The 14,751-nt window shown below is 42.6% G+C and carries 13 protein-coding genes; 7 read left to right on the forward strand and 6 right to left on the reverse strand.

Going from position 1 to position 14,751, the window contains the following annotated elements; all coding sequences use genetic code 11:
* Positions 1 to 5 precede the first annotated feature (5 nt).
* The 3 genes from QZZ41_RS03160 to QZZ41_RS03170 form a co-directional block, all read right to left on the reverse strand.
* Positions 6 to 650: a vWA domain-containing protein gene (locus QZZ41_RS03160; protein WP_295068035.1), complete on the reverse strand. Its 645-nt coding sequence runs from the start codon at positions 648 to 650 to the stop codon at positions 6 to 8.
* A 110-nt stretch (positions 651 to 760) separates the two neighbouring features.
* Positions 761 to 1,822, reverse strand: a complete 1,062-nt coding sequence (locus QZZ41_RS03165; RefSeq protein WP_295068038.1) for an O-acetyl-ADP-ribose deacetylase — start codon at positions 1,820 to 1,822, stop codon at positions 761 to 763.
* Between the two features lie 172 nt (positions 1,823 to 1,994).
* Positions 1,995 to 3,596 carry a sensor histidine kinase KdpD gene (locus tag QZZ41_RS03170; RefSeq protein WP_295068040.1) on the reverse strand — a complete coding sequence of 534 codons (1,602 nt, stop codon included), beginning with the start codon at positions 3,594 to 3,596 and terminating at the stop codon, positions 1,995 to 1,997.
* 130 nt (positions 3,597 to 3,726) lie between these two features.
* On the opposite strand from QZZ41_RS03170, the gene QZZ41_RS03175 reads away from it, so the two are divergent.
* The 4 genes from QZZ41_RS03175 (at position 3,727) to QZZ41_RS03190 (ending at position 6,575) form a co-directional block, all read left to right on the forward strand.
* On the forward strand, positions 3,727 to 4,413 hold the full coding sequence (locus QZZ41_RS03175) for a response regulator transcription factor (protein ID WP_295068043.1): 687 nt from the start codon (positions 3,727 to 3,729) through the stop codon (positions 4,411 to 4,413).
* A gap of 85 nt (positions 4,414 to 4,498) precedes the next feature.
* Positions 4,499 to 5,017, forward strand: coding sequence for a hypothetical protein (locus tag QZZ41_RS03180; protein WP_295068046.1), 519 nt, complete (start codon positions 4,499 to 4,501; stop codon positions 5,015 to 5,017).
* A gap of 275 nt (positions 5,018 to 5,292) precedes the next feature.
* Positions 5,293 to 5,709 carry a sporulation initiation factor Spo0A C-terminal domain-containing protein gene (locus QZZ41_RS03185; protein ID WP_295068049.1) on the forward strand — a complete coding sequence of 139 codons (417 nt, stop codon included), beginning with the start codon at positions 5,293 to 5,295 and terminating at the stop codon, positions 5,707 to 5,709.
* A 383-nt stretch (positions 5,710 to 6,092) separates the two neighbouring features.
* Positions 6,093 to 6,575: a hypothetical protein gene (locus QZZ41_RS03190; protein WP_295068052.1), complete on the forward strand. Its 483-nt coding sequence runs from the start codon at positions 6,093 to 6,095 to the stop codon at positions 6,573 to 6,575.
* A gap of 125 nt (positions 6,576 to 6,700) precedes the next feature.
* Here QZZ41_RS03190 and QZZ41_RS03195 read toward each other — a convergent pair whose 3' ends face one another.
* From QZZ41_RS03195 to QZZ41_RS03205, 3 genes are all read right to left on the reverse strand, one after another.
* On the reverse strand, positions 6,701 to 8,590 hold the full coding sequence (locus tag QZZ41_RS03195; RefSeq protein WP_295068055.1) for a hypothetical protein: 1,890 nt from the start codon (positions 8,588 to 8,590) through the stop codon (positions 6,701 to 6,703).
* Positions 8,591 to 8,750: 160 nt separating this feature from the next.
* Positions 8,751 to 9,713 carry an SH3 domain-containing protein gene (locus tag QZZ41_RS03200; protein WP_295068058.1) on the reverse strand — a complete coding sequence of 321 codons (963 nt, stop codon included), beginning with the start codon at positions 9,711 to 9,713 and terminating at the stop codon, positions 8,751 to 8,753.
* 112 nt (positions 9,714 to 9,825) lie between these two features.
* On the reverse strand, positions 9,826 to 10,770 hold the full coding sequence (locus tag QZZ41_RS03205) for a hypothetical protein (RefSeq protein WP_295068061.1): 945 nt from the start codon (positions 10,768 to 10,770) through the stop codon (positions 9,826 to 9,828).
* A gap of 301 nt (positions 10,771 to 11,071) precedes the next feature.
* On the opposite strand from QZZ41_RS03205, the gene epsC reads away from it, so the two are divergent.
* From epsC to QZZ41_RS03220, 3 genes are all read left to right on the forward strand, one after another.
* Entirely contained in the window at positions 11,072 to 12,016 is a 945-nt protein-coding gene (epsC, locus tag QZZ41_RS03210; protein ID WP_295068064.1) for a serine O-acetyltransferase EpsC, read from the forward strand.
* Positions 12,017 to 12,214: 198 nt separating this feature from the next.
* The gene (gene moeB / locus QZZ41_RS03215) at positions 12,215 to 13,669 is read left to right on the forward strand and encodes a molybdopterin-synthase adenylyltransferase MoeB (protein WP_295068067.1); all 1,455 of its coding nucleotides are present in this window, start codon (positions 12,215 to 12,217) and stop codon (positions 13,667 to 13,669) included.
* A 118-nt stretch (positions 13,670 to 13,787) separates the two neighbouring features.
* Positions 13,788 to 14,741, forward strand: coding sequence for a family 2A encapsulin nanocompartment shell protein (locus tag QZZ41_RS03220; protein ID WP_295068070.1), 954 nt, complete (start codon positions 13,788 to 13,790; stop codon positions 14,739 to 14,741).
* The last annotated feature ends 10 nt before the right edge of the window (positions 14,742 to 14,751 follow it).

Below are 14,751 nucleotides of genomic sequence, written 5' to 3' on the forward strand. Positions count from 1 at the left end.
CGATCTTATTTTCTGCGCTTATTGTCAGCTTCTACAGAGCACTTCCAAGTCTTATTCAGTCCCTTTTTTGCTCTTACGCTGCTTACTGCGCAGCCTACTGCTTCGTAAAGCACTTCCGTACCGCAGCAGTCAGCATGATAGTCAACTGCATTCTCAGCTCTGATACCGATAGAGCCTGCGGTCTCGGCAGCATCGATATTAGCTCCGAGGAAAACGAACTCCCAGCCCTTTTCCTCCTGCACTTTTTCGATGAGCTTCTTCACGTCCTTGTGGCTGTACTTTCTGCTGGCGTTCTCCATACCGTCAGTTGTAATAACAAACAGCGTCTTTTCGGGCACGTCCTCTTCACGGGCATACTTATGGATATTTGCGATGTGGTGAACTGCGTCACCAACTGCGTCAAGAAGAGCAGTACAGCCTGAGGGAACATAATCCCTGTCGGTAAGCTTTGGAACGTCATTCAGCTTCACTCTGTCATGTATCACTTTGGAATCATTGCTGAAAAATACCGTTGATACAAGTGCTTCGCCCTCTTCTTTCTTCTGCTTTGCAATAAGGGAATTGAAGCCGCCGATAGTATCAGCTGTAAGTCCGCTCATTGAGCCGCTCTCGTCAAGGATAAATACCAGTTCAGTTAAGTTCTTTTTCATAATAAAACCTCCGTTTTGATGTATTTTGCGGAACCGCTTTTGCGTTTCCTTTACTGTAATTACAGTATACATCATCACGGAGGTATTTTGGTCGCTTCAAAGGCGACAAATCACGAACCTATCAAACTCTGGTCAAAGGCGAACAGTGCCTCGTTTATCTCGTAGATATTATAATTGCTGTGCTCGATAAAATAGCGGATTATCAGGTCGAATTTCAGACTGTCCGACAGTGCAAAGCCCGCCTTTTTCAACAGTTCTTCCGTTTCACTGAGGTCAAGTTCAAGAGCTACTGCAAAAGCCACAGCGGTCTGCTTTTTAGGCTTGTAGTTCTTGTCGCTGCGAATTTTTGAAAAGAGCTTGCGGTCAATATTGGCTTTTTTATAGGTCTCAACGTCTGTCATGCCCTTTTCGTCTATGAGCCGCAGCAGAGCTTCCGAGAAAGACTCGTCATGTGCTTTGAGCATATTTTCAAGGTCAGCACTTGTTTCACAGCAAGCATCTTCTTCGAGCATGATATTTGCGGAGCTTTCTTTCATGCTCTCCTTTTTTCTGCCGAATAACAAGCCTGGTTTAGCACTTGAAAACTGGTGCATTTCGACTGCACCAGGTCTGCCCCTGTTTCTTCTGTCATGTTCAGCACATTTCTTTGCGTAAGCATCGCTTATATACTGCCTTATTTCGCCGACAATGCCCGAGCTTACTTCAAAGGAGTCCTTATCGAATATGACAAGTGTTATCTCCATATCATTTTCTTCAAGGAAGCTTCTGAATTCGGACACAGCCGCGTCCAGAGCCTTGTCCTTGGGATATCCGTATATCCCCGAGGAAATAAGGGGAAAAGCCACGCTCTCGCAGCCCTTTTCCTTTGCAAGCTCAAGGGAATTCCTGTAGCATGAGCGCAGGAGCTCTTCCTCGCCGCGGTCGCCGCCGTGCCACACAGGACCTACCGTATGTATGATATATTTGCAGTCAAGAGCATAGCCTTTTGTAAGCTTTGCCTGACCTGTTTTGCAGCCGCCGAGAGTCCGACATTCCGCAAGGAGCTGCGGACCTGCCGCATGATGTATAGCTCCGTCAACTCCGCCTCCCCCAAGCAGTGAGGAATTTGCAGCGTTTACTATGGCATCGGCTTTGACTTTGGTTATATCGTTCCTGATGATATTGAAAGGCATACAAGCGACCTCCTTTTCACTCTGATTTATAAAATTATACCATATCTGACGCAGATTATCAATACTTATGCCGATATACAGCATTGCCTGTATACGCATATGAACTATCTGTTATCTTTGATTTTTTGTATTGTATTTGCAGCAAAAATGTGCTATTATATAAAGTAAGTTGTTATTCAACGGGCAGAGTGAACATAAATGAAGTTCCCTTGCCCACTTCGCTCTCAGCCCATATCCTGCCGCCGTGGGACTCGACTATGAACTTGCATATAAACAAGCCAAGTCCAGTGCCTGTTTCGGAGTGCTTTCCCTTGTAGTAACGCTCCCAGATATGCGGCATATCCTCTTCGGAGATACCGCTTCCCGTATCTTTTACGGTAGCTTTGATAAAATTGTCCTCTTTTTCTGCCTTTACGAGTATCGTACCGTTTTTCGTATGCTTGAGAGCGTTGGAGATAAGATTTACGAATACACGCTGCAATCTCGAACTGTCAGCCTTTACCTGCGGCAATTCAAGCGGAATACGAAGTGCGAGCCTGTTGTTGTTCTTGTTGAGCACGGCAAAATAGGTCTCAATGGTCTCGCGCACAAGGCTGTCCAGATCGCAGGGAGTAAGCTCCAGCATCATTCTGCCTTCCTCTATTCGGGTTGCGTCGAGTATCTGCGTTACCATAAGAGCCATACGGTTGGCTTCCGACGAGATACGTTTCAGTTTTTCCTGTACAAGTGCGGTATCACCGCTGTTTATAAGCTCCATTTCAGCATTCTGAGCATAGCCTGACATAGCTGCCAAAGGAGTTTTCAACTCGTGGGAAGCATCTGATAGGAAGGCTGTTTTCATTGCGTTTACCTTTATCAGCAGGTCATGCTCGGAAACAATGGGATCTGACAATTTCTTGGAAAGAATTACAAATACAATGGTGAAAAGGATCAGAACTCCGATTATCGAACTTACCATGATGAAAATGTACTTTTTGAAGAGATCGTCCATGTAACCCAGAAGTTCGGCGTTCTTTGCATTTACGCTTTCCTTTACAGGAACGATCCAGTCATTTACATCGTACATGACTACTCCAAAACAATGTTTGTAATATGAAATTGTAGAAGTATTAGTCCATGCAATAATATATCCGTTTCCGTTTTTTGTGTAAGCACCGCGTTCTTCATTAAAATGCTCATACATATAGTCGGAAAGATCAGGCTGATCTTCGTAATAATCCGATTCATACAGCTTGCGTTCATACGAAGAAGGCGAATGTATAGTATTATCACTGTTAAATGCAGCAAATACCTCGTCCATATCATAGACTGATTCATCAAAAAATGTCAGGCTGTAGGTCTGAAATGTTACACCGTCAAAAGTAAAAAAGAAGCGAGGATCGTCACTTGACAGCTCAGCCTGTGCCTGATTTCGCAGAAAGAAGCGCATATTTCTTTCAATACCCTCAACTTCACGCCAATTGGCATTTACATCAAACGGCTCAAAATCGTCAAATTCTTCATTGTATAAACATTCAGACATATATGAAGCGCTGCACAGGTTGTTCAGCTCCATCTGCAAAGAAGATACAAGCTGCTGATAGTAAATGTCAGCGGTCGTATTGAAAGTCTCATCGGTAAGCTTTGAAGTATTTGTGGTGACTGCATCGGCGGTCTTTCGATAAACCATATTAAAGATGAGAGTACATATAACCAAAACTGTCATAAGACAAATTATCATAGTCACTAAAAGCCGCCGCCTGAGTGTGCGGCTCTTGGATAAATTCTTTTTCATCTCATTCTGCTCCTTTCAGGATATAATTGCCTGATCTGTAAGGGCGTATAATTTCCTTTAATAACATTATACCACATATTTATGAATAAGTGAACAAAATTACAGGATTGTAATCACAGGGGGATACATTATGTCACACATATTATTAGTAGAAGACGACTCAGACATCATGCGTATCAACAGAACATTTCTCGAAAATGAGGGATATACCGTACATTGTGCGGACTCGGTACAGACCGCATCGTTTATGCTGGAGGAGTGCGTCCCCGATCTTGTGCTCCTTGACGTTATGCTGCCTGACGGCGACGGTATGGATTTCTGCAAGATACTGCGGCAGAAAACACAAGCTCCTGTTATATTCCTTACAGCCCGTGACGAGAACGACAGCGTTGTAATGGGCTTCAGAAGCGGCGGTGACGACTACATAACCAAGCCCTACGACCTTAACGTACTAAAGGCGCGTATAGAAGCTCAGCTGCGCCGCAATGTCAAGCAGTCTCCACAACACCCGAAGATAGAGCTTCCTTATCTTACTGTAGACCTTTTTGCGGGAACTGCAACGCTTGACGGCAATGAATACTCCCTGCCGCAGCGTGAATTGCAGATACTGTATATGCTGGCTTCGCAGATAGGCTCGCGTACAAGCTATCACGACATATACAAGACTATTTACGGCTGCGACATGGAGGACAGCAAAAATACCATAAGGGTAAATATATCCCGTCTGAAAAAGCATCTGAATATGGACGATATGAGCACATATGAGATAGCGTCCACCTCCGAGGGAGAGTACGTTCTGAGACGTGTCATGTTTTGAAAGCCTTTCCTGACTGCAATATGCTTTCTCAGACAATGAACATATATCCCGGAATAAAAAGTATAAAAGGAATGTGATAGCTGATATGAAAAAATTGTTTTCCTTTCTTGCAATGGTCTCAATATTTTCAGCAATGGTCTCGTGCAGCAAAATAAATAAAGATGATAATGCCAAAGCAAAAGAGTCTGTGTCTGCTGTAACAGCTACAGCATCGGGAGCTGAAAGCGCGTTAATAACAACGGCTGCACCCGACACAGAAAAAAAGGCTGCAAGAACGACTGCCAACAACGCAAGACACGGACAGGTCGAGATAACCAATGATATTCAGGAAATTACAGGCATCTGGCTCGAAGAAAATGTATTTTATCCGAGAACTCTTACTATAAATGAGGATGGCAGTTTTGAACTTAAAGACAGCGAAGGTTATATAAACGGGACCGTAAGGCTTATAACGGAAATATATCCCGAGGATTCTCTTAGCTATTATCAATTCTGTCACTCGGACGGAGAATTATGGGAATATTTCTTTAAAGACATCACTGACACAGAGAATGACCGTATTACAGCAGGTCAGGGCGAACTCTGCTTTATCCGGAAAACGTAAAGCCCTGATTCGTTCCTTTTTGATCTATATACTGCATTTTGTCTTTTCGGGTATATTCTTGGTATATTAAAAATAGACTAAAAATATCCTCAAAATATACCAAAAAAAACTTGTCATAAAATGAGTCTGTATGTTATAATGCGAATGTACTGAACAAGCTAAATGATCGTTTACTTATGTTTGATAACATTTTATGTCAATATCTAAGGTATCAGGTACTAAAACAATTCAAACCAAAAGCCATAGGCCGTAATAAATCAAAAAGGAGAATAAATATGCTATCAACTAATACTACCATTAACGAAAAAGAGATGTATCACTTTCCGACCGATACATATATGAGAAACACAGAGCTGCGCACAGATCAGCAGGAAATGGCTGTTATCAGATTTGTTCAGAAACTCGGGATACGTCCCAATCTTATCGGGTATCATCTTCTTATAAAAGCAATTCTCATGGCTTTAAGATCACCCGAGCTCCTGAAATCACTGACAAAGGAACTTTACCCCAAGATCGCAGATGATTACGGCAAAAACGTAAAAGCTGTCGAACGTAATATGAGAAAGGCGATAGACTCCGCTTACGAGTATGATCCGCAGCGTATCCGTTCCGTTTTTTATTATAAAGTGGACAAGCCTTATATCTCCGAAGTTCTTTCAATGGCTGTCGAGTCAATACGTCATGAGCTTTGAGCATTGATAATGATAGAAAAATATCTTAATTCCCACTTATCACGAAACTAAGCCTTTAGGCGTTAGATGTTAGCCTGATGTGTCGCCTTCGGCGAATAATTTATATAATGTGAGCGTAAGCGGACTCTTTCGGCTAATGCCTAATGGCTAACGGCTGTATTACATAGTGTGTCCTCGTAAAAGGTCAAAAGCCATAGTAATTCTGAGCCTTCTTTCAGAATCCTATGGCTTTTTAATTGACAATCCGCGTTATTTATGGTATGATGAAAACTAATCTGTATTTATGTATCATAAGATCATTTTGATAAGAAATTGTCTCATTTTTTCAAAAAAGCTGATTTAACATTAAATACAACAAGAAAACCGCCAAAGGAGTAAATACAATGGAAATCAACAAACTGAAACGTGATACCGTCGAAAGGCTTCGCAAGCTGAAAAAGGATAACGGTCTTACCAATTCACAGATCATGGATATGCTCGAAAAGAATAATTGTTATATTTCCGAAGCAACTATCAAGAAAGTATTCTCTGAAAACAACGATCCGGAAAGCTTTAAGTATCAGAGCACTATTGCTCCCCTTGCCGATGTGCTTCTTGATATGTACAGTGATGACAGCAGTTCTGAGGATATTGCAGTTTTAAAAGCACTGATACATGATAAAAATCAAATGATAAGTATTCTCGTGGTGAAAAATGAGGAGATCCGTGCTGACTATGAAAAACGCCTGAACCATTTGCAGAAACAGATCGGAATGCTTGAAGATCATTTGATATTCAGAGAAAAGCAGATAGATAAAAAGGATGAGATCATCTCTAAGCTGCTTAATAAGGTCATAGATTGTCCCGGTTCATGTAACAAGTTATGATTAATCCCCCCCTGTATCATTCTGAAAAGATACAAGGGGGATTTTTTCTGACCTGATATTTGTTTATCTGTTATCAGATGACATTATTATTGCAGCATTCTCAGAAGCCGCTGCTTTTATTACTCTTACTCTTGTTCTTCTTTTTTGCGGAGCTTTCCCGACATTATTACAGCACCAAGACCAAGAAGTGCAACAGCTGCTGCTCCTGTTAATGTACCTGTAAGTACAAGGGAATTAACGCCTGTCTGTGGGAGATTGACTGTGCTGCCGTCAGAGAATTTCTCGCCAACACCTGTATCGGGATCAACTGTGTATGCGTCAAAATCTTCGCCTTTTTCATCTGTGAATACAACAGTGACAGAACCTTCTGCGTTAGTCATTGAATGTGTATCAGCAGGTTTGATACCTGTTTTTTCTTCGTAATCCTTTGCAGCCATTTTCTGAAGCTCATCTGATGAGTATTTGTGCTCGGGCTCTATATAGCGGACAAAGTGTTCTGAGCCGTCCTGACCTGTATAAAGGTCATTGAGGGGAGTCAGTGAAGTTGCTTCAAAGCCTGTATAGAACTCATTGTTTTCGTCGTAAAGATTGAACCATGTCTGTATGCCGCCATTGGGATAACCTATATCTTCCACCCTAACAGTACCGTACATTGCTCTTCCTGTAATGAATATAAGGGTAAATGAACCGTCGTTTCTTATAACGAGTTGTCTTGGATAAAGTGTATCAACTTCGTCCCATGTACCTGATATCTCGGAAACATCGTGTCTTTCGACTCCGTAAAAATCACCGAATTCATATCTTTCGATATGCCATTTGCCGCTTACGCATTTGAGTACGGCTCTGCCAACACCGAAGAGTTCATCGCCCTTATTAGCTGTAGCTGTGCAGTAGTCCATAGCAGGGTCTGTGATGGTAACACCGTTCTCTGTATGGAACTGATAGAAAGAACGCGGTATAAATTGTACATAGAGCGAACCGTCCTTCTCAATGAAATAGCCATCAATGTATCTGATAAAAACTTCTTTTGCTTCTCCTGTGAAATTATCTGCAACAAATTCATTTAGATCAGCTATAGAAGTAAAACGGCTGTCAGTTACCTTTACATAACCGTTTACTTTTCCGTCATCGGTAGTATAAGCAGGACTCGCACCGGTTAATGCCATAATTACATTGAAGTTTTCCATAACTCTTATAGCACCCTTAGTCTTATCCTCTTTATCAAATGATGCACTCTCGTTCTTGTCATCAGTCTTTCCGCCTTCTGATTGCTCCTGATCAACATTAGCATTTGTATCGGCGTTTTTGCGTCTGAGAGTAAACTCGCCTGCCTTTAACTCATTGACTGTTTCGCTGTCAGTCTTTGGGAAACCTATCCATGCTTTTCCGCTTGCATTATAGAAATTGTAAAATTTTCCATCGCTGTTTTCGCTGAACATCTCGTTACCTATCTTGATAAAGCCCTGATCTGTTTTAGTATCAGGATATGTAACAGTATAACCACCGTTTGCGCTGATATCGAAAACTCTGCCGTCTCCGTTCACTTCTTCCCATTCGCCTGTTATTGCGGAAAAGTCAGCGTTTACTGATAAGAGCTGTGCCATTCCGCCGTTTCCGATGAGATATGTATTGGGGTTGTTCTGCTGACAGTAGCAGCCGATAAAGAACTCTTCGCCCTCATAGAATGCAAAGAACGGAACTTTGAACTCTCCCCCGAATGTATCATAATCTATCTTTACAGTTCCCGAATGTGTTTTGCCGTCAAGGTCGGTATATGTATATGTACCGTCCTCCTTTACGGTTATAATGCCGTTGTCAACTGCGCTGACATCAACGTTTTTGTTTTCAGCAGCAAGCTGATACTTCCACTGTCCAACAATGTTACTGATATCTGTTTCATCATAAGCTGCTTCTGCCGATACTGATACAGGTGCGGTGTCTGCTGCAAAAGCTGTAGCTGTAGGTACTGCTGCGAGCATTGCAAGAACTGCGAGACAAGAAATCATTTTTTTCATAAAAACTACCTCATTCCTTTTAAAATTGTTATATTTCGGCGTGTGCCTTTACTGTGATTATATAATAGCATATTTTTTCAGCCTTGTGTGCAGAATTACAAAATTGTAATTGGTAAAGCCATTTCACGGCGATATGCGCTATGAACTGATTTTTATACGTTTATCTTGCGTTTTCCATACCATCGTCAACTGTAAAGGAGCTTGCCTTCCAAAGACCATTATCCTTGACAGCTTTGACTGTTATATTGGAATATCCGCCGAAATTATCAAATTTTGCCATTATCGTGAAAGAAGTGTCGGTAACATCTTTAACAACAACATCGTCCGTGTACGGGAAGCCTGAACCTCTGCCGATCTGCATGAAATAGAGTGCTCCGTCTATTTCCTTAAATAAAGCTTCTTCACCCTCATAGAAACTGCTGTATCTGTTAAGAAGTGTGCCGCAGATATTATCGGTAATATATTTCTTTACATCTTCAACCGTTGTAAAACGGCTGTCTGTTACCCTTTCATAGACAGCATTGCCTTCCTGCTTTGAATCGGACGAATCTACAGCAACAGCTCCTCCGCCTCCGATCATATCAATGTCATTCAGGCTCTTGAGTATAGCAGAAGCCTCGTTTATCATCGCAACGTTGCTGCCTATGCCCTGATCGCTTGATTCTATCTCCTTGATATATTTTGCGCTTACATAACCCGATTTGCCGTTATAGCTTGTACAGTACCAGTCAGCTTTTCCGCATGAGTAAATATTTATCTGAGTTTTGTCTGGGATAGTGCCGATTATATCTGCTGTGGGGAAGGGCTCGTTTCTGAGGTTGAGAACGTCTCCCTGAGTATCAACATATGCGCCGAATAAGCGATCGGCTTCATTGAGGACAAGTGTATTTTCTCCGCTGTCTTTGGCTGATGCATCGGTTTTTGCGGAGTCCTTGGACTTTTCTGTAGCATTTGCAGCTGTTGTTTTTTCCTCTTTTGATGTATCAGCTGTAGTTGTTACAGCTGAAGATGTGGTTGATGATTTAGATACGTTTTCAGATGTTCCGCTGTTATCGGTACTTCCGCATGATACCATAGAAGCTAACATTGTAAGTATTGCAATACAAGAAATCATTTTTTTCATAAAAACTACCTCATTCCTAAAAATATTTTTCGGCTTTGTGCCTTTGCTGTGATTATATAATAGCACAGATCTTTCACTTTGTGTGCAGAATTACAAAATTGTAATTGCTTTTTCAGCAGCCTGTGAATACCATTTCGTCAGCTACGTTTGCGTAGTAGTCGTGCCACAGGAGATTTCCGTTATTATCGGTGTAGAACATTGCACTGCCGTTGTTATAGTTCTCCGTATGTGAGCTCTGACCGTCTTCGGTATAAACATAATCCACGTTTACTCCCGAACCGCTGCAAACGAGAGCGTCATTCTCTGCGTCATATGTACAGATGTATGTCCATGCACTGCCCTCTGCCGCGCTGGAGCTCCACTTTACATCTGCATTGTATGTTCCGTCGCCATTGCTGCTGATACTGATATAGCATCTTCCGCAGCTCCAATTACCCATAAATCTCTTGACTGCCGCCAGACTGTTGTCAGGCTCTCCTGATGAGTCGCCGTCACCTAATCCAAATACCGTCGCGGTATTGTCAAATCCCGAAACAAGTGCAGGAGACATATTTTCACGGGCTGTAAGACGGAAGCTCTCCCACAAAGTACCGTCCTCTCTGTAGAAGCAGTACCAGATATTTGTGACATCATCAGCACCAAGCACCTGACGCTCTATCTGAATATTGCCGTATTCACTTCCACCGCCGCGGTATGAAAGCTTATATGTTCCGTCGCCGTCAATAGTAAGAGCACGGGTATCAAGAACGTTTTCCTCATACCATACACCTGCTATCTGCATATAATCGGTCTTTGTCACAGGTGAAGCTCCGATATTGTCATCAGCTACGACTGTTGTGCTGTTTCCGTTGCTTTCGGCTTTTTTATTGTCAGACTTTGCATTTGCAGCTGTTGTTTTCTCTTCTTTTGATGTATCTGCTGTAGTTGTGATTGCAGCTGATGTTGTGGCTGACACTTTCGATACGTTTTCAGATGTTCCGCCGCTTTCGGTATTTCCGCATGATACCATAGAAACCAACATTGTCAGTATTGCAATACAAGAAATCATTTTTTTCATAAAAACTACCTCATTCCTATAATTGTTTTTGCTTTGTGCCTTTACTGTAATCATATGATAGCATGGATCTTTCACTTTGTGCGCAGAATTACAAAATTGTAATCGCCGCACTCATATCTCGCAAATTTCTGCACATAAAGCCTGATCAATGATGTTTTGAGATGCTGTTTTTAAACACATTTCCTTATTGACCTTATCTATAACAAACAATAAAAAAGCGGTATATGCCGAAATATTGACTTCCATCGCTCCAACATCTATAATAATGATAGGAATTGATACCAGAAAGGAGCAATTGTAATTGGACACTTTTGAAGACAATATAAACAGTATAGTGAACGATCTGATAGACGATTATCATAAAGGAAAAGAGATCGACAAAACAAGGATTTTCAATCACCCTAATAAAGAGGTGATAATAGATATTCTTTCAAGCCTGAGAAAGGTTATTTTTCCCGGATATTTCAAGAACGGCTCAATAAAGGTGTATACGCTGAGAAATAATCTGTCTATGCTTATTGAGGACGTTATGTTCAAGCTTACCAAGCAGATAACCATAGTTCTGGGCGGTGAAAGAAGAAACGATGATGATATCATTGAAAAAGCAAGGCAAATGACTCTCGATTTTACGAAGCGTCTCCGTAAGATAAGGGAATACATAGAGACCGACGTTCAGGCAGCTTATGACGGAGATCCTGCTGCTTACAGCAAGGACGAGATAATATATTCCTACCCCGGACTTTTTGCTATCCTTATCAACAGGATAGCTCATGAGCTTTATACTCTGGGAGTCCCCATAATCCCCCGTATGATGACGGAATACGCTCACAGTGAGACAGGTATCGACATTCACCCCGGTGCTACCATTGGAAAATACTTTTTCATAGATCACGGTACAGGTATCGTTATAGGCGAGACCACCATAATAGGCGATAACGTGAAGATATATCAGGGCGTTACACTCGGTGCGCTGTCCACAAGGGGCGGTCAGGCACTAAAAAGCAAAAAGCGACATCCTACTATCGAGGATAATGTTACTATATATTCGGGAGCTTCCATTCTGGGCGGAGATACTGTCATAGGTAAGGACGTTGTTATAGGCGGTAACGCATTCATTACACGTTCGGTTCCCGACGGTGCAAAGGTAAGCGTTAAAAATCAGGAACTCCGCTACAATTACGACGCTTCAAAGCCTGTTGAACGAGTAGAAATAGAGGAGGACGACAGCTGGTTCTATATAATCTGACCTTTAAAAGTGCAGGTTATAGAAAACAACTATAGCCGATACTAAGTTATTTATCAGGAAAAACTATTGTGTTTTTTGTCACATAGTGCTATAATACATACATTGACGTTGTATATTAAAACCATAGTATTTATATATGATAAATATGACATATAAGCTTTGGTCGATTACATAAAAGCCGTATAAAGGAGGCTGCATATGGCAGTTACAGTAGTTATTCCGACAACTCTGAGGCTCTTTACCGAGCACAGATCCGAAATAGAGCTTGAGGGCAGGACCGTAGGCGAGATACTTGATCTTCTTTCCGCGGAATATCCCGAAACTAAAAAGGCACTGTTTGACGAAGAAGGTCAGCTCAGAGCTTTCATAAATGTATTTTTGAATGACGAAATGGTCGATCCTGAAGTATTTGATACAGAAGTCAAAGACGGAGACGAGGTAATACTTATCCCTGCTATCGCAGGAGGTTCGGGCGTTGAAAGCGTTATCGGAGACAGAAAAGGCGAAAAGCTCACCAATGATGAGATAAACCGTTACAGCCGTCACCTGCTTTTGCAGGAGATAGGTGTTAAGGGACAGAAAAGACTCAAAGCCGCAAAGGTACTCATCGTAGGCGCAGGCGGCCTCGGCACTCCCCTTGCACAGTATCTTGCAGCAGCAGGCGTTGGTACCATCGGCATTATCGACAACGACGAGGTGGAGGAGTCAAATCTCCAGCGTCAGGTAATGCATAGTACTCGTGATATCGGCAGACCTAAGGTAGCTTCCGCAAAGGACAGCATACGCCAGATAAATCCGCTGGTAAAGGTAGAGACATACAATATGCGTCTTACAGCCGAAAACGCTGAGGGTATCATCTCCGAATACGACGTTGTGGCTGACGCTTCCGACAATTATCCCACACGATATCTTGTGAACGACACCTGCGTACTTCTTGGAAAGCCCGATGTTTTCGGAGCCATGTACCAGTTCGAGGGACAGGTCTCCGTGTACTATGCAAAGGAAGGTCCGTGCTTCAGATGTATGTACCCTGCACCTCCCCCGGCAGGACTTGTTCCTTCTTGCGCAATGGGCGGCGTAGTAGGTGTACTCCCCGGAGTTATCGGTACTTTGCAGGCTAACGAAGTAATAAAGCTTATCGTTGGCGGAGGAAAAAACCTCATCGGCAGAGTTGTCACCTTTGACGCATGGAATCTCAAATGGCGAGAGCTGAAAATACATAAAAACGATAACTGTCCGCTCTGCGGCAAGAAGAGGACTATTACCGAGATAGAGGATTTCGATTACGAGGATTTCTGCGGACTTACTCAGCAGAAAGAGGAAGAAGCAGAGGTAGAAGGAATTGAGCCTAAGGAGCTCAAACGCCGCATTGACGATGGTGAGAAGATAACTATCGTTGATGTCCGCGAACCTCACGAAAGAGCTATCGCAAAGTTCCCCGATGCCATAGTTATCCCTATAGGACAGCTTGAAAGACGTCAGAAGGAGCTCGATACTTCTGTTGATACAGTCTTTGTCTGCAAGGAGGGCAAGAGAAGCATACTTGCTGTGAATACTCTCCGCGAAGCAGGCTATACAGGTCCGCTTTACAACTTAAAGGGCGGTACAAACGCATGGGCAAGGGAAGTTGATAAGGATTTCCCAATCTATTGATTATCGGACAGAGAAAGCTTTGAAAAATATACATGGACTCAATACCCATGTATCACGCCATACTAAAGCTTACTAAATCTGTCTGTAATATATACATTAATAAATGGAGGTAGACATTATGTCTAAGGAAACAAAAAATGACACCATAGTTGCACTTGGCAAAAAAGCGGCATATAACCTTGCCGACGTTAACAAGACCAGACCTCAGTACGGTGCACTGACACCAAAGTGGATCACAAAGGTACTCGAATTCAAGGGACTTGACTCAGGTATTTACAGAATAAACAAGGTTAAAGAGGGCGAAACTCCTCTTGACGTTCTTTGCAGCGTTGAGAAGAAGTCTGACATAATTCCTCAGGGTTATGTTGAGTATGAGGAAGAGCCAAGAGAGCTTCAGCTCGCTTCTATCTCAACTATCATAAACGTAAACACAGCAGTGGCTGATGTATACGGTTCGCCATACGATCAGGTAAAGGAGCAGCTCGACCTTGCTATCGAGAGCCTTCGTGAGCGTCAAGAGAGCCAGCTTATCAACAACGATGATTACGGCCTTTTAAAGAACGTTCCTGATTCTCAGAGAATCCAGACAAGAAACGGTGCACCTACACCTGATGACCTCGATGAGCTTATCACAAAGGTTTGGAAAGAGCCTTCATTCTTCCTTGCACACCCAAGAGCTATTGCAGCATTTGAGAGAGAATGCACAAAGAGAGGCGTACCGCCCGTTACCACAAACATCGCAGGCGGCACATTCATCGTATGGAGAGGAATCCCGATTATTCCAACAGATAAGCTCCTTGTTGACGGTCTCAAGAATCCAAAGAGCAAGAGCGGAAAGACAAATATCCTTCTCGTTCGTACAGGTGAGGCTAAGAGAGGCGTTATCGGTCTTTTCCAGCGTAATCTGAAAAACGAACAGTCAAGAGGACTTTCAGTTCGTTTCAGAGGAATTGATGATAAGGGCGTTGCTTCTTATCTGCTTTCACTCTACTGCTCGGCAGCTATTCTCTCAGACGACGCTATCGCTGTTCTCGAGGATGTCGAGGTAGGTGAATACTATGACTACGACTAATTACGGTATA

Source organism: Ruminococcus sp. (genome assembly GCF_016283395.1).

Excerpts from the sequence above, each read along its gene's own strand:
- QZZ41_RS03170 (WP_295068040.1), bottom strand. The coding sequence starts at position 3,596 with ATGAAAAAGAATTTATCCAAGAGCCGCACACTCAGGCGGCGGCTTTTA.
- QZZ41_RS03185 (WP_295068049.1), top strand. The coding sequence starts at position 5,293 with ATGCTATCAACTAATACTACCATTAACGAAAAAGAGATGTATCACTTT.
- QZZ41_RS03190 (WP_295068052.1), top strand. The coding sequence starts at position 6,093 with ATGGAAATCAACAAACTGAAACGTGATACCGTCGAAAGGCTTCGCAAG.
- QZZ41_RS03160 (WP_295068035.1), bottom strand. The coding sequence starts at position 650 with ATGAAAAAGAACTTAACTGAACTGGTATTTATCCTTGACGAGAGCGGC.
- QZZ41_RS03180 (WP_295068046.1), top strand. The coding sequence starts at position 4,499 with ATGAAAAAATTGTTTTCCTTTCTTGCAATGGTCTCAATATTTTCAGCA.
- QZZ41_RS03220 (WP_295068070.1), top strand. The coding sequence starts at position 13,788 with ATGTCTAAGGAAACAAAAAATGACACCATAGTTGCACTTGGCAAAAAA.
- moeB (WP_295068067.1), top strand. The coding sequence starts at position 12,215 with ATGGCAGTTACAGTAGTTATTCCGACAACTCTGAGGCTCTTTACCGAG.
- QZZ41_RS03165 (WP_295068038.1), bottom strand. The coding sequence starts at position 1,822 with ATGCCTTTCAATATCATCAGGAACGATATAACCAAAGTCAAAGCCGAT.
- QZZ41_RS03205 (WP_295068061.1), bottom strand. The coding sequence starts at position 10,770 with ATGAAAAAAATGATTTCTTGTATTGCAATACTGACAATGTTGGTTTCT.
- QZZ41_RS03200 (WP_295068058.1), bottom strand. The coding sequence starts at position 9,713 with ATGAAAAAAATGATTTCTTGTATTGCAATACTTACAATGTTAGCTTCT.
- QZZ41_RS03175 (WP_295068043.1), top strand. The coding sequence starts at position 3,727 with ATGTCACACATATTATTAGTAGAAGACGACTCAGACATCATGCGTATC.
- QZZ41_RS03195 (WP_295068055.1), bottom strand. The coding sequence starts at position 8,590 with ATGAAAAAAATGATTTCTTGTCTCGCAGTTCTTGCAATGCTCGCAGCA.